The organism is Acidovorax soli (assembly GCF_014207955.1).
Lineage (GTDB): Bacteria > Pseudomonadota > Gammaproteobacteria > Burkholderiales > Burkholderiaceae_C > Acidovorax > Acidovorax soli_A.
In genome coordinates this window covers 538800-553853 of record NZ_JACHLK010000003.1, presented here as the reverse complement: position 1 = coordinate 553853, position 15054 = coordinate 538800, and the positions used below count along the sequence as shown (strand labels likewise).

Sequence of the window (15054 nt, the reverse complement as noted above, 5' to 3'; positions counted from 1 at the left end):
ATGAGCAAGCCACCGACCCAGTATGCCGGCGTGGTGGGCATCGAGCCCAAGCCCATCGTGCTCACGCCCGAACCTGCCCAGCACGTCAACTGGGGCGCTGTGGCTTCTCTGCCGCCGTTCCAGATGTATGCCGTGGAGCGCTTCGGCCGCTCCGCGCGCGACTCGCACGAGTGGGCCACCGAATGCGCCGTGCACGAGGCCGCCCAGTCGGGCGACAAGGCCCTGATGGATGCTTATGTAGCCTGGCACACCGCCAAGGGCTATTGGCCCAATGAAACAGCTTTTGGCGAGGCGAAGTCGTAGCCATGGCAATCGCCCCATTCTCCAAGTACCGGCTGTGGATCACCAAGACCTCCTCAGGCGGCTTCGGGTACACCACCATCAACGAATTTGGCCTCTACGAGGCGGCGGACCATAGTGGCCCGAATCTATGTACTGGCGCAGTCGCTACGGCGCATAGCTTCTACTCCACCGGCACGGAGGGGCCGAAGGCTATCGACGGCAATCCTTCGACGTTCTGGGAGTCGGGTAGTGCTGCGGAGCCGAAATGGCTCAGAGTGGACCTTCCCGCAGCCAAGTCTGTGCGATGCCTTTACCTGGCCTCCACACAGTACACGGGCGAGATCCCAAGGGATTTCGTGCTGCAGGGCTCGAACGATGGAACTGCTTGGTCGGATATTTTCAAGATCACCGACTGGGTTACGACGACCGTCGCCAAAACCGCGTACGAGCAGCTCAACATTCGCGTAGGGGGCGTGAGCAAGTTGGATACCGGTGCTGCATCCAGCCGCGTACTTCTCCACAACTGGGTCACTGGCGATCTGGTCGCATCCATCATTCCTGCAGCCGATGGCAATTGGAGCTTCGCGCCACGGTCAACTGGGGATTTGCTTGTTACCCACACGGGGCCATCGGGGTTTCAGCCCTGGTCTGACGGGCCCGTAACTCCTGCCTTGGAGTAGGGCAGTGGGTTACTACGCAGCGCCTCTCAACTTTGAAGGCGACGCTGAACTCGAAGGCGGGTACACCCCGCCTTCTGGCGTTAGTGCGGTTGGGATTTCCGCCACGCTGCGCTCTATAGGCCGGTTTGCTTACCGTCCGCCGCTGAACACTGACGCTGATGCGACGCTCAAGGGCGGATATCTCCGTCCATCCGGCACCGCAGCAGCCGCGATCATCACCGTCCTCAGGCGGCCTCTCGCGGATGCTGGCCTTCAGACGGTTGCGCCACTTGGCTTGTCGGGGTTCAGCGGGGGCACTGCCCAGCTAAGGCACCAGTACCGACTGGTGGAGCCATCTGGAATTGATGCAAGCTCCGTTGGACTGCCTTCGTTGAAGCTCACCCGAAGGTTCGTGGCCGTGGTCCACTCGGGGGCGCCAGGCCCGGTGTCTGGCGGCTACACGGCGCCCCCACCGCAGTACGCCTCTGCGACGCTGACACAGCGCGGCAGCTTCCAGCGCCTGGGACGCGCATCGGTCGCAAACTTCTTCAAGACCATCGCTCCGCATGGCATTCCCCAGCCAGGCGCATCGCAGCCGATGGTGATCGAGGGAATGCGATGGATTCACCCACTGGGGTGGAACGGGTCTGTCGTACCGGCGCCATTCGTCAAAGACACAGCCATCAAGCCTGTCGGAATTCCCTCTCCCGAAGCGGCAGCGGGGAGGCCAACGGTATTCAATTGGCGGCAGTACGTGCTTGTGCTGGGGGCGCAGGCATCGCTGCACGGAACTGCCTATGTGCAAGGCGGCGTCAAGTTCGTGGCGCCGCAGGGCCTGCAATCGTTTGTCCTTGGCGCTGTCACCGTCATCAACACCAGGGCGGACCAGTCCGCCAAGCCTCCAGGAATTGCGGCGCCTGGGATGGGGGCGGTCAATGTTTCTCCGCGCATCCTTCGTCTGTTCGGCATCTACGGCACCGCCCCCGGCTTTCCGCGTGTCCAGTTCCCACCGCAGCCAAAGGGCTGGCTCTCGACAGCGTTTGGCTATGCGACAGTAGAGTTCAAGACGAAGCAGATCCGCCCCGTTGGCTTTGACAGCAGTGGGGCTGCGTTCCCTCGCGTAGCAGACCGAGCGCGCAAGGTGTTCCATGTTGCCTCCGTGGTGACATCGGTGTTTGGCGACGTGCAGGTGCGCGCCAAGAACTTCCGCGTTACGGTGCCGGGCCTGCTGTCGCAGGAAATGTCGCCGTGGGCCGAGGTGCGCAACACGCGGCGCTTCCTGTCGGTTCCCGGCATGCCAGCCCCAGGGGTGGGCGCCGGCACCACGGCGCGCAACAAGACGCCATCCATCGCCCCTGGCGCCATTAGCTCGCTGCAGTTCGGTCGCGTGGACCATCTGGTGGTGGCCTGGCGCGTGCGCGAGGTGGCGCCCAGCGGCATCCCCGTGCCGCTTTCGCCGCTGGGAAAGCCTGTGCTGTGGCAGACCCCCAGCTTCACGCCGCTGGGCATCGCTGCGCCTGCCGTGCCAGGCCCGATGGTGTCCCACGGCAGGCGCGCGCTTTCGCAGACTGGCTCTGAAACCCTTCGGGCCGGCATGCCCACGGTGGGCTTTGCCTACCGCGCCATCGTGGCGGAAGACCGGGGAATCGACGGCGCTGCATGGGGCAGAGCGCGTGTTGAGCATGAGCACCGCACCATCGACCTGCTCTCGCAAGGGTTCATGGCCTTTGGCACGGCCTGGGTGGAGCGTGGCCGCCGCGCGATCGCGCCAGCGAGCATTCGCGAGCCGGACATGCACCAGCACCAGATTGCTGGAACGCGCTACCTGGGGGCGGAGGGCTTTGAGGCCACACGTTGGCTGACCCGCATCATTCCGGTGAGCCGGGAGATTTTCCCAAAGACCTTCGGTGCTTCGTATGGCCTGGCGGCCGTGCAGCACCGCAAGCGCTTCTTACTCCCGCTGGGTGTGACCACCTATCCCGAGCCAGTGCAGCACTGGGGCACCGCCCGAGCCTGGAACCTACGCCAGGTAGTGACGATGTACGAGGACCAGAGCAGCGGCCTGTGGCCATTGCCCTGGCCGCAGTGGACCGCCATCGAGAATCGCAACCGCACACCGCGCGTGACGGGCTTCAATGCCGGTCGCGTGCCGCAACCCACCATCGCTAATAAGGCGCGCACCCTGGCCCCTGGCGGCATGGCGTTCCCGGTGCTGCCTGAGTACCAGAAAACGGGCATGGTGAGCCACCGGCTGCGCCCCTTGCCGCTGGAGGGTATCGAGGCGCCCCCCATGACGCGCTGGGCCATCGTGCACAACAAGGCACGCCCGGTGCAGCCTGCCGGTTTCGCGGCAACGGTGCCAGGCCAGGCCCAGGTAGTAAATTTGCGCCGCTTCTATCGAGTGCAGGGCTTCGACTCTGCATGGTTCGGGTATCCCTTTGTCGCGCCGCGCATCCGGGAGCTGACGTTTGAATCGCGCTACGGCATCCAGCCGCCCCGCATCGAGCTGCCGGTGGTGCAACTCTACGCCCGCCATATCGAGCCCAAGAGCATCGACCAGAGCGGGATGGGCGCCGTGGAGCTGCGGGTCTTTTTTCGCAAGATCACGCCAAGATGGACGGTGCGTGACGTGTTCGGCGAGGCGGTCCTGCGCAACAAGACGCCAGAAGTGCGTACACGGGGGCGCGCGGCCGACGAGTGGGGCGACGCCCTGGTGCGCCTGCAGTGGCGGCCCGTCAAGCCCGAGGGCACGAGCATGGAGCTATTCGGCCAGACCAAGATCGCGGACCGCAAGCAGCGGTTGACGGTGCCTGGCGCGAATTACATGCTCGTGAGCGACAAGGTGACGGTGCGCCGCATCGGCGCCATTCCGGTGGTCACGCAGTACATCGACCTGCGCTGGTTTGTCATCGCACCTGACGGCTCTTCGGTGGAAAGCGACAGCGGATACGGCATTCCCTATCCCTGGCCAGCGATGGGACAGCCAGACCTGTTGAAGGGCTACATTTTTCACGGCCAGGGTGGAGGGCCGCCAAACGACATGCTTGCAATGGGCAGGCCGACCATCACGGCCAACGGCATCCGCGTGGAGCCCGGCATCTTCGATTTCTACGTGGGCGAGCCCTTCGTGTCATTGAAGCGCCGGGCGGTGGCTGCGCCGTCCCTGGGGCAGCTCGTGGTAGACGGCACCGGCACCAACTACATGGGCAGCTGGGGCAAACCTGCGTTGTCGCCCCACACCATTTACGCCGTGATGGAGGCGACGGCGCAGGCCATGCGCAACCACAACATGAACCCGACCAGCCTGCACCCAGTGCGCGCTTTCGAGGAATTCGGCCGCCCCAGTGTGTTTACTTGGAGGGGCGTGGTCGCGCCGCACGGCATCGCATCGTCGGGGGCAGGCGGAACGGTTGGAACGACCTGGGGCGTGGGCCAACCCAGTCTTCACAATCGACGACAGGAAATCCGCGCCATTGGCTCATTGATGCAGCGGCTGGGCTGGCCCACCATTCCCGGTCCCCAAACCGTTCTGATCGAGGATGCCATCACCGGCTACGCCGCTGGCACGCCAACGGTGGGGCGCCCACCCTATGTGGGGCCGTCCTACATCCGCGCAGGCGCCGTGTCGTTTCAGGAGTTCGGCCTGGCCATGGTGGACCACCGCCACCGGACGGTTCGCCCTGCCGGGTGGTTCACTCAGATCATGGGCAGCTCCTATACGCCCGATGGCAACGGCACGCTGTATATGCCGCAGGCGCTGCATGTCGGGCCCAAGCGCCCGACCATCCCCAATGGCTATGACGCAGCTCTGTACGGGACGCCCTGGGTGTCCCTGCGGGTGCGTGAGCTGCAGGCTCAGGGGCATGACTCGTTCGTGTCGGAGTACGACCTGCAGAACTTCGCCAAACGGATGCGCGTGCGGAACGTGGATACCGCATGGGGCGGGCGCCGCTCGGTATTTACGCAAGGGCATGCCTCATCCCAGGTTGGGGCGCCCGGCGTTCGACCCGGCACCCACTACATCCGACCAGACGGTAACGCCGATCAATATCGCAAGGGAGCATTCTGATGAACAACGTGAGTCTTCTGCCCATGGCGGGCATCAACAACGTGGGGGACGACGAGGCGCTGCAGGTGCGTGGCGACGCACCGCGGATCTTTCTGCGCGAGGCTGTGAATGTGGACATTTCGCGCAACGGCAAGCCCAGCCTGCGCGGCGGCCTGCGGAACGTCACCAGCGCCAGGCTGGGACATCTGTGGCAGAGCCCTTTGCACGGGGATGTTTTCGCCACCCTGGGGGACCAGTGGGTCAAGGTGAACCCTGCCGACTGGAGCACGCATGCGCTGGCGACCATCGGCGAGGGCGCGGTGTCGCACATGGTCTTGAACAATGCGGCGGTCGCGGCGGGGCCTGCGGGAATTTTTTCGTTTGGAGGCGTGCAGGCAGTGCGTCTCACCATCGACGCGCCGCCGCCCCCGATGGTGACGGCTGGCGTGGGTTCGCTGGAGCCTGGCTCCTATGGCGTGGCCGTCTCATGGCTGCGAGACGGCATGGAATCGCCTCCCTCCGCAATCAGCCACAGCGCACTGCAGGGGGGCGGTGGCCTGGACGTGATCCTGCCGATGTGCATGGACCCTACCGTGACACACGCCCGGCTCTACTTCACCAGGCAGAACGGCGGCGAGCTGGCGCGCGGCGAGGATTACCCTATCGGGCTGTCTGCGGTGGCCGTGCCTCTGCTGCCCAAACTGGGCGGCCCGCCCCAGTTCTGGCGCATGGACGCCATGCCCACCGGGCTGTACCTGGCCTACTGGCGCGGCCGACTGCTGACCGCTCGCACCAATGTGCTGCGCTTTTCTGAAGCGCTGGCCTACCACGTCCACGACCAGCGCCACGGCTTCGTGCAGATGCCCCAGCGCATCACTTTTGTGCAGCCCGTGGACGCCGGCATCTGGGTGGGGCAGGTGGATCACGTTGCGTTTCTGCAAGGCACGTCGCCCGATACGCTGGAGCTGCAGGTGAAGGCGACCAGGCCGCCCGTGCCTGGCAGCGCCATCAAGGTCAAGGCCGAATTGATGGGCGAGCTTGCGGCGGGCGGCGGCGATTGCGCGGTGTGGCTTGCTGAGAATGGCTACGTGGTCGGCACTTCTGGCGGCATGGTGGTAGAGCCTATGGCGAAGGTCATGAAGGGCGTGCGAGCGGCGGCCGGCGCCACTGTAGTGTTTGGCGAGCGCCTGCTGACTGCCGTAATCTGAACATTCGTGCCCCCGCGGGGGCAGTTTTGGCGCGCAGGAGTGCGCCTTGGAACATCTCCAAGGAGCACCCTATGAACCTGCGTCAAGAACTTGCAGCCGAAATCCGCGCCGAGCGCTTCGATGTCATTCCCAAAGGCATCTTCTTTCCCCGCCAGGGTGTCCTGGCCAATGGCGAATACTTTGGCCGCGTCAACGGCGGCGCTTGGGACAAGGAAGGTGACAACCTGATTCCCATTGAGGGCCTGGCGCACATCCTGAACGTGGCCCTGGGCACAACCGCCAAGCCGGCAGGCCACTACCTGGCGCTGTTCTCCGGTGCGACCGCGCCGGCCCCGAACTGGTCGGCCGCGTCCTTCGCCGCCGTCGCAAGCGAAATCGTCAGCCAGACCGAGGGCTACACGGCGGCTACGCGCCCGGTGTGGACCCCGGCGAACACCACCACGGGCAGCATCGACAACATGGCCGCCGTGGCGTCCCTGACCATCGCGACGGCCTCCCAGCTCAACGTGACGGGCGCAGCCATGTTGACCAGCAGCGCGCGCGGGGGCACCACGGGCGCTTTAGTGTCGGCATCCCTCTACGCCGCGCCCCGCGTGTTCCAGAACGGCGACATTTACGAGCTGGGCTACCGTATCAACCTGACGGTGTAATCGGTGCACCAGCCCCGGCCCCATGGCTCGTTCGGGACTGAGGCGGCAACGGAAGAAGATGCGGCGGCGGCCGAGCTGTTGGCCCGCCGCCTGACCAACTTCAAAGCCAGCTCAGGCCTGGACAGCCTCAAGTTGACACGCACCCTGCCCAGCGGGGCCATGGCCATTGCCGTGGACATGGGCGGGGTGCTGCGCGTCATCATCCAGCAGCGCAAGGAACCTGACCGCCCCGACATCGAGACGGACGGGATGGCCAAGTCCTACATCCCCATGCTGTTCTCGGGCTCCATCTCCAACGGGATCATCCGTGGCGGCGAGGGTGTGCGCATCAAGCTGACCAGCACCACGCGGCGGCGCCTGGTTTCCTACGATACAGAAGCCGCGCAGCCGCCATCCGATGTGAGCCTGCAGCGGTTCGTCATCGAGCACAACGGGCGGGTGTCCGAGCTGCGCCCGAAAAAGCCGACTTCCGCGACTTGGACGCAGTACGCCAACCAGCGGCCTACGTGGTATTCCGGTGCAATGGCGCAGGTGATGCAGGTGGTGGGCGGCTACGGCCGCCAGGCACTGAAAGAGCTGCCCGACAACAAGATAGAGCGCGCGCGCCTGGTGCTGCCTGCCAGCGTGACGCGCAAGATCGAATTGGAGCTGGGAAACACCCGCCTGCCTGGCTACCTGGGCCTGCCGCCGAAGTCTGGCGAGTTCCAGTACGACTACAAGCACAACGAAACCAACGGCGTGGGCTTCGATGGCCGGGGCAAGCCCTGGCTGCTGCGCGTTAGCACGCGGGGTGTGTATGCGATGCCGCTGCCCATCATCCCGGCGACTTCGACCAGGGCTTTTCGCGAGTACATGACCGAGGTGGGCGACGAGGAAGTCCTTTGGATCTTGGACCGCTTCGGCGGTATGCCATCGGGCGAGAACTTCCCCCTCAAATCCAGCGATTTTGAGAGCTGGCGCCGTGCCGGGGTCATCATCAAGGTGTGCGATGCGGGGGACTTCTACAACCACCTGGCCTACACATCCGCCATTGGGTGGTCTTTCAATTCTTGGGGCACAGAGGGCTACAACACCTGCTACGACTACGACGAGGGCGGGATCGGCTTCGGGCTGACGTTCAAGCTGCGGCTGGGTCTGGCCGTGGCCGAGAACGATGGGAAGCTGCCTGACAGCTTCAATGTGAGTGACCCGCAAGAGATGCAGCGGCTCAACCGCTACATGTCGATGCTGTATGAGCAGTTGCCTGGCAACACGCCCCGCGAGCTGGCGATCAAGTACAAGCTGCGCCGCGTGCCGGTGTCCGAGGTGCTCGCGCGCGTGAACAACAGCGGGCCTGGCGAGGTGGACCACTGGGACAACCTCGAAGCAAAACCCATCGCCGCGCACGGCGGGAACATCGCTGAAGTGGGACGGGGCTGGCTCTATCACCCTGCGCGTCCCCGGTCGCAGCCGCAGATCAAGTTTCCCGAGCCGTTCATGGATGGGTGCGTGTCGCATGACTTCGGCCGCCTGGAAAACCATCCGGCGCCGGGAGTCGTGCGCTGCAACACGACTATGTTCGTCTACTACGTGGGCGATCAGGTCAAGGCGGCCAACTACTTCTACGACCCACGCGGCTACTCGCGCGACGTGGAGAACAACTACGAGGAATGCATGATCGTCGGCTCGTGGGAGCAGACGGTCACGACCGGCAGTACCACGCTGTGGGGTCACTTCTACACCAGTGATTTCGACGAGCTGGAGGCCGCCGCCCCGGTCACCACCGTGACGCAGACCGTTGGCACGGACCTGAGTTACGACACCAAGCCCAATTTCTCGTTCGATCACGTCTTCGCAATGTGCGGAAGCATCTGGCGCAACCGGTACTTCCAGCACAAGGTCAAGGAATCTACGACCGAAGGGTTCAGCAAGTCGGTTGCGGTGTGCATTCCCTATTTGACGCGCAACGCGCTGCTCTACGCGCACAAGCAATCGACTTCGGGCGCAAGGGTGACGGAGAGTTTGGGGGTGTACGCGATCAGCGATCCAAACACCTACCGCTACTTCACCTACGATTTTGTATGGGCCTGGGTGGGGGGACTGCACGGCGGAAACATCACTTCAATCGAGAAGGTGTCCCCGTATCCGATTCACGGCAATCCGGTGTGGGTGACGGGCTACAGCTACGGCCCCTATCCGTGTAGCGACTTCGCAGACCAGGGCGACTGGATTGGCGGGCTTCCGCAGGACTACACCTGGCTGGTTCACCCGGTCCGCAGCGAGTGGCAGCACAGCGGTGGGGGCGGCCCGCCGAAGGTCAAGGAATACAGCAGAGACAAGACCGAAGAGGCCAAAAAGGAGGCCCTGCTGCAAATCTCTGTCCTCGAATTTCCCCAGGAAGTCCACAAAGACCCCTCTGAGGGGTATTTCACCGTGTCGCCCCTCGACGGAGTGGCGTTCTACGTCGATGCCATCCGCAACGTGGCGGGCGATGCGACATATGCCAACACATCCGAACCCGACCCCGAGGCGCCCAAGCAGCGCAAACGGTTTGGCTTTTCTGGGCTGGCCGACCACAAGGCGGCCCACCATTTCATTGGAGTGATCCATGGCTAGTTACCGCGACGATTCCAACGATACCGCCGTCGCCGGAAGCTCCACTTGGCTGGGGCTGCGCGCCATCGTGGAGGGCACGGCACGCGCATCGAGCGTGATCGTGTCGGCCCTGTTCGTGCTGCATGCCGGCACCGCCGTCGCCAGCGATGCGGTGATCGATCGGACCCTGCATGTAATGGAGGACGGGGCGGCCAGCTCCGACCTGGCATCCGACCATGCACTCATTCGCACGCGCGTTATCGATACCGCGCGCGCCGGGGATGCCTTGCTGGACCGGGTGCTGCATGTGATTGCGGATGCGGCGCAGGTTACGGACTTTGTTGGGCAGGGCCTGCGCGACATCGTGAGGGAGGCGGTCCCCGTCTCCGATTCCGTGCTGCACCAGCGCCGAGCGGCCGACTCGCGCGGTGACCAGGCGCGTGCGAGCGACCGGGTGCTCAGCGTGGCACGCAGCCTGGTGGTGGACGCCGCGCTGGCGGCCGACTGGGCTGGTGGGCGTGCGAAGGGGCGCCTGGTATCGGTGGACTCTGCTGCCCTCGCGGATGCCGTTTTCGACGCACGCCAGGCCGCTGCCGCTTTCCTGTCGGACGGTGCCACGGCTACGGGCGCCCCGTTCGGAGTGCTGCGCGCCGCAGACCTCGTGGGCGACGCGGCGATGGCCGATGGCCTGCCCATGCAGTCGGGCGCGTTCGGCCAGGCGTGGACGTGCAACACCGGCACCTGGCCGATGAGCCGGTATGCGCCCTTCACGTTCACCTCGCTGGCCGTGATCGACGGGGTGGTGTACGCGGCAGGGGAGGGCGGGGTTTTCGCGCTGGATGGCGAGCAGGAGGACATGGCAGCTGTGCTGCGCACCGGCAAGCTGGATGTGACCAGGGGAACGCTGGTCCGCCTGGTGGAGGCGCCCATGGAATACGAGCTGGACGGCCTGGCGACGCTCGACGTGACCGAAACGCAAAACGGCGCGGCCCCCGAAACCTACACCTACCAGCCGGACGCACGCCAGGCGCTGGAGCGGACCAATACCCGGTTCCAACTGGGGCGCGGCCTGAAGGGCCGGCACTTCACCTTCGCGCTCGGCCTGCACGGCAAGCGCGCCCACATCAACGATCTGCGCCTCACTGTGGCGCCCAGCAAAAGGAGCATGTGATGGCAGAACAGACCCACGCCATGGGCGCAGCTATCGAGTTCGTCAGCAACAAAATCAATTCCCTGGACCTGGCGGCCGCGAAGTACGGCGCTGCCCTGTCGGCCGCGCTGTCGGCGATGGGAAACATCAAGGTGGGCGACGTGGCCACACCCCAGATCATGAACGCGCCAGCGGTCCCGCTGCCGCCCATGAACCTGGGAACCGCGCCAACCTACTCCCCTGGTGCACTTCGACGCCCCATTGCCCCCGCCGAGCCCGACATTTCCAGTCTGCTGGCCGCGCTGGATGTGGGCGACATGGACGAACTTCCGCCCGCTCCCGCCGCCATTTCGCTGACGCTGCCCGACGCGCCAAGCATGCGCGTGATCCCTCCCCCTGTGCGCCCGAACATCGACACTTCGGTGGAGCTGCCTGCGACGCCGACGCTGACCGTGCCGGAAATGGAGGGCCTGGAGAAGCTGAGCATTCCTGATTTCGTATTCCCCACGCTGCCCGACTTCGACGGTGTGCCGCCGAGTGCCAGTCACATCACGGTGCCCAATGTGTTCATCAACTGGGCCGAGCCCAAGTACGCATCGGAAATCTACGACGACCTGTTGGCACGCATCAAGACGATGATGGCGGGCGGTACCGGCCTGCCCCCAGCCATTGAGGATGCGCTGTTTGCCCGCGCGCGGGAGCGTGACAGCAGCGAGACGGCGCGCGCCGTGCAGGAGGCGGTGGATACCTGGGCTGGCCGCAACTTCTCCATGCCACCCGGCATGCTCGCCAAGTCGGTATCCGTGGTGCGGGAGCAGGGCCGGCTGAAGGCGGCCGAGACGAATCGCGACATCTTGATCGAGGCCGCGAAGTGGGAAATCGAGAACATCCGATTCGCCGTGCAGCAGGGCATGGCGCTGGAGCAGCTCACCGCCAACATCTTCGAGAACGCTGCCAAGCGCATGTTCGAGGTGGCGCGCTTCCAGGCAGAGAGCCAGATCAACGTCTTCAATGCGCAGATCGGGCTTTTCAACGCGCAGAACAGCGCATTCCAGACGCTGGCGCAGGTGTACCGCACCCGGCTCGATGGGGCGCTTGCGCGCCTTACGGCCTACAAAACGGCTGTGGATGGCCAGGTGGCACTGGGCCAGATCAACCAGCAGCGGGTGGAGGTGTTCAAGGCGAAGCTGGCGGGCGTGCAGGCATCGGTAGAACTGTTCACGGCCCTTATGCGCGGCGCCCAGACCCGGGCCGATGTCATCAAGAACCAGTTCGACGCCTATCGCGCAGACGTGCAGGCGTTCGCCGAGGAAGTGGGCGCCGAAAAGGTGAAGTTCGACGCCTACGAGGCGCAGGTCAAGGGCGAGGTGGCGAAGGCGGGCATGCTCGACTCGCAGGCCCGCGCCTATGCCTCCACCATCCAGGGGTTGGCGAACAAGGCGGACATCCGCGTGAAGGGAGCGCAGCTCAAGCTCGAAGCGGCCCGGGTCCACATCACCAAGTACCTGGCGGACGTGGACGGCTTCAAGGCCGAGCTGGATGCATCCCTGAAAGAGATGCAGTACGGGACGGCGGTGTATCAGGCGAACATCGAAGGCTGGAAGGCCAAGGCCAGCGCCAACGTGGCCGCCGCCGAGGTGCAATCGCGCTTCGCGGACATGAACGCTCGCACGAACATCGCGTTCGCCGAGATGCAAATCAGCCAGTACCAGGCCAACATCAACAAGGCGGTGCAGCAGGCGCAGGTTGCCCTGGAGGCTGCGAAGGCCATGGGCCAGTACAGCGCGCAGCTTGCGGCGGGCGCGATGTCGGCAATGCATGTGTCGGCGAGCGTGAGCGGGTCCGGTAGCCAGTCGGAGAGCATGACCACCAGCACCAGTAACACCACGAGCACGAACCACAACTACAGCTACTGACGCGCAGAGGCCGTTTTGTATGATGACTTTTCAACAACTTCGGGGGGTGATATTGAACAAAACGAGTGGGATGGACCATGCCGGCGCACGGAGTAGCAATCCGGCCATCTGGCATGGCGCAGGCATGGCGCTTCTGGCCATGGCCTATCGGGGCGTGGCCCCAACACCTGATGGCATGAAACAGTGGGCGGCTGCGCTATTTTTGGCGTGGGCGGCTGGTGCGTGCGTGGCGGGCGCGGCCAAGCTGTTTGGGGCGCGTCTTTTCCTGAGAAACTGGCTGGTCGCCTCATGGGTCGCAATTGTTCTTATGGTGGCTGGATCGTGGCAGGGGGTGGGTAGGGTGGCTCCTGCTGTCGTGAGCGAGCCGCCCATCAAGCAAGGTGACGCGCAGGCGCCCGCTGCCGGCAAGAGTGAAGTTGACGCCTTTCTCGATGCGTATGAAAAAGCCCAGGCGGCCTCTCGGGCGCGCTGAGTAGCCGGGCAAGGGTCAGCGCCGCTCTAGTGTTTGGCGCATAGGCGCTACCCCCAAAGAATCGCGGGAGTGATTCACCAGGGGTAGCACCATGCGAGGCATGAAGGCATTCGAGGCGCCGCGTCATAAGACGCCGGGCGCCCAAAATTTCGCGGAAGGCGGGTTGGTCAAGCAGCTCAAAGGGATGTTTGGCCTGGACGAGGAGCGCAACGCTCGCATCGCCGAATACAAGCGCCAACGTGAGGCAGAGAAGGCAGCCGCCGCAGCAGCACCGGCCCCGGCGCAGGAGCCCGTCAAAGCCGTAACCGACTACAGCAGCGGCGGCGCACTGCGGCGCCGCGAGCAAGCTGCAGGCCTGAAGGACGGCGGCCCAGTTCGCGGCCCCGGCACCGGCACATCAGATGATGTCCCGGACGAGGTGCGCGAGGGCACCTACATCATGCCCACCGACTCGACCAAGGCCATCGGCGAGGATGCGCTTGCCAATCTGGGCTCCAACAAGGTGCCGGTCAACCTGAGCAACGGAGAGTTCAAGCTGCCGCCTGAGCAGGTGCACGCCATTGGTGTGCAAGCCCTGAATCAGATGAAGGACGCAACCCACACGCCATCTTCGACTGAGGCGGCCAAGGGGATGAAGCCTGAACTGTTTTTTGAAGGCGGCGGGGACGTGAAGAAGCGGCGCGAGCCCGGAATCTTCCCCGGCAATCACCCGGACGCAGGCGCCAACATCTACGCCAATGTGGGCCTCCCAAGTTCGCCGCCTTCAGTCCCCGGCCCCTCGGCCCTTTACATGGCGGACCGTGCACAGGAGATAGGCGATCAGTGGAAGGCGGGCAATGTCGCTGGTGCTGTGGGAACCGGGGTGCGCACCGCAGTGCAGGGGCTGGGCATGTATGGTGTTGAGGCCGCCGACAAGACCGTATCTCCAGTGATCAGTGCTGGTCAGCGGCTCATCGGTGGTGTTCTTGGCACTGACACGCCTAGCGGGACGGTGAAGCCAGCCGCAGTTCCAACCGCGCCCCCTGTGGTCCAGCCGCAGACCTCGGTCTCCGAGCGATCCCCCTCCGGCCCCGTGCTGCCTGGGGCTTCGCAAAGCACCGCCGCCCGTCCAGGCTCTGCAGGTGGCTCGTTGCCTGCGGCCGATACGCCGAATGCCGCGTCTACGGGCAACGACATCACAAGGATTGGCAACAGCTACTCCGGGCAGAACATCACCGCTGGATTCACCGTGAATGGGGCGCCAATGGGCGCAAGCACCGGTAGACCCAGCGCACAGAACATGGCTGCAGCGGAAGCGCTGGCAGGCCGCTCCCAACAGGAGTCAATGAACCGCGTTGCTGCGCGCGGTATGGGCGCGGTCGGCGGGCCTGGCTCTGGCCCTGTAGAGCCGGGAAGCTTTACCGGAGGCTGGTCAGGCGTGATCGGAACGGACCCCGCCGCAGGCCGGGAGCGCAAGGCAATGGTGGATGCGCTGACGACGCCGATGCGCGGCGCGCAAAACGGCCAGCTCACTGCCTCGCAGCGCCAGGGAATGGCGGGCCTGCTGGAGGCGGAACGCAAGGACGCCAGCAGCAACCGCCAGGCGGACCAAACCGCCAGCACGCAGCGCGACATCGCCGCGATGCGCGAGCGAGGTGACACGGGTCGCACCGCCATCCGCGAGCAGGGCGAAAGCGCCCGTGCCGGCGCACGGAACCAGCTCGACGCACGCCGCGTGGACCTCGAAGAACGCGGCCAGGCTCCCAAGCTCCGCGAGGCCGAGCGCATGGACGCGCTGCGCACGCGCTACGAGAACGCCAAGCCGGAAGAGCGCAAGGCGATTGCCCAGCAGATCCGCGAGCTGCAGGGCGACAAGGTGCAGCAGGACGTGTGGGCGCATTCGCCTGGCGGCCAGGTGGTGGATCCAAAGACGCAGCAGCTCATTACACAGCCCGGCGTTATCTACAACCGCACCACGGGCGAGACGCGCGCGGATGGCAGCGCCAACCGACTCCCGCCCATCGCGGAAAACCCCGCCGTACAGCAAATCATGAACAACACCGGGCTGTCGCGCGAAGAGCGCGCAAAGCAGATCCGCGCCCTCGGATACCAATAA

General features: G+C 64.9%; 10 protein-coding genes. All 10 read left to right on the top strand.

The features are described 5' to 3' along the window. The 10 genes from HNP48_RS11165 to HNP48_RS11120 all read left to right on the top strand — a co-directional run bounded on the left by HNP48_RS11165 (position 1) and on the right by HNP48_RS11120 (position 15054). Positions 1-303: a hypothetical protein gene (locus tag HNP48_RS11165; protein WP_184856979.1), complete on the top strand. Its 303-nt coding sequence runs from the start codon at positions 1-3 to the stop codon at positions 301-303. 2 nt (positions 304-305) lie between these two features. Then, on the top strand, positions 306-962 hold the full coding sequence (locus HNP48_RS11160; protein ID WP_184856978.1) for a discoidin domain-containing protein: 657 nt from the start codon (positions 306-308) through the stop codon (positions 960-962). A 4-nt stretch (positions 963-966) separates the two neighbouring features. After that, positions 967-5010, top strand: a complete 4044-nt coding sequence (locus HNP48_RS11155; protein WP_184856977.1) for a hypothetical protein — start codon at positions 967-969, stop codon at positions 5008-5010. Next, complete coding sequence (locus HNP48_RS11150) at positions 5010-6197, top strand: hypothetical protein (protein ID WP_184856976.1); 1188 nt, start codon at positions 5010-5012, stop codon at positions 6195-6197. Before HNP48_RS11155 ends, HNP48_RS11150 begins: the two co-directional genes overlap by 1 nt. Before the next feature lie 71 nt (positions 6198-6268). After that, positions 6269-6847, top strand: coding sequence for a hypothetical protein (locus tag HNP48_RS11145; RefSeq protein WP_184856975.1), 579 nt, complete (start codon positions 6269-6271; stop codon positions 6845-6847). A 3-nt stretch (positions 6848-6850) separates the two neighbouring features. Beyond that, positions 6851-9442: a hypothetical protein gene (locus HNP48_RS11140; protein ID WP_184856974.1), complete on the top strand. Its 2592-nt coding sequence runs from the start codon at positions 6851-6853 to the stop codon at positions 9440-9442. Continuing rightward, positions 9435-10592: a hypothetical protein gene (locus HNP48_RS11135; RefSeq protein ID WP_184856973.1), complete on the top strand. Its 1158-nt coding sequence runs from the start codon at positions 9435-9437 to the stop codon at positions 10590-10592. Before HNP48_RS11140 ends, HNP48_RS11135 begins: the two co-directional genes overlap by 8 nt. Further along, entirely contained in the window at positions 10592-12487 is a 1896-nt protein-coding gene (locus HNP48_RS11130; RefSeq protein WP_184856972.1) for a hypothetical protein, read from the top strand. The genes HNP48_RS11135 and HNP48_RS11130 overlap by 1 nt, the downstream gene beginning before the upstream one ends. Positions 12488-12506: 19 nt before the next feature. Next, on the top strand, positions 12507-12959 hold the full coding sequence (locus HNP48_RS11125; protein WP_184856971.1) for a hypothetical protein: 453 nt from the start codon (positions 12507-12509) through the stop codon (positions 12957-12959). A 100-nt stretch (positions 12960-13059) separates the two neighbouring features. Then, positions 13060-15054, top strand: a complete 1995-nt coding sequence (locus HNP48_RS11120; RefSeq protein ID WP_184856970.1) for a hypothetical protein — start codon at positions 13060-13062, stop codon at positions 15052-15054.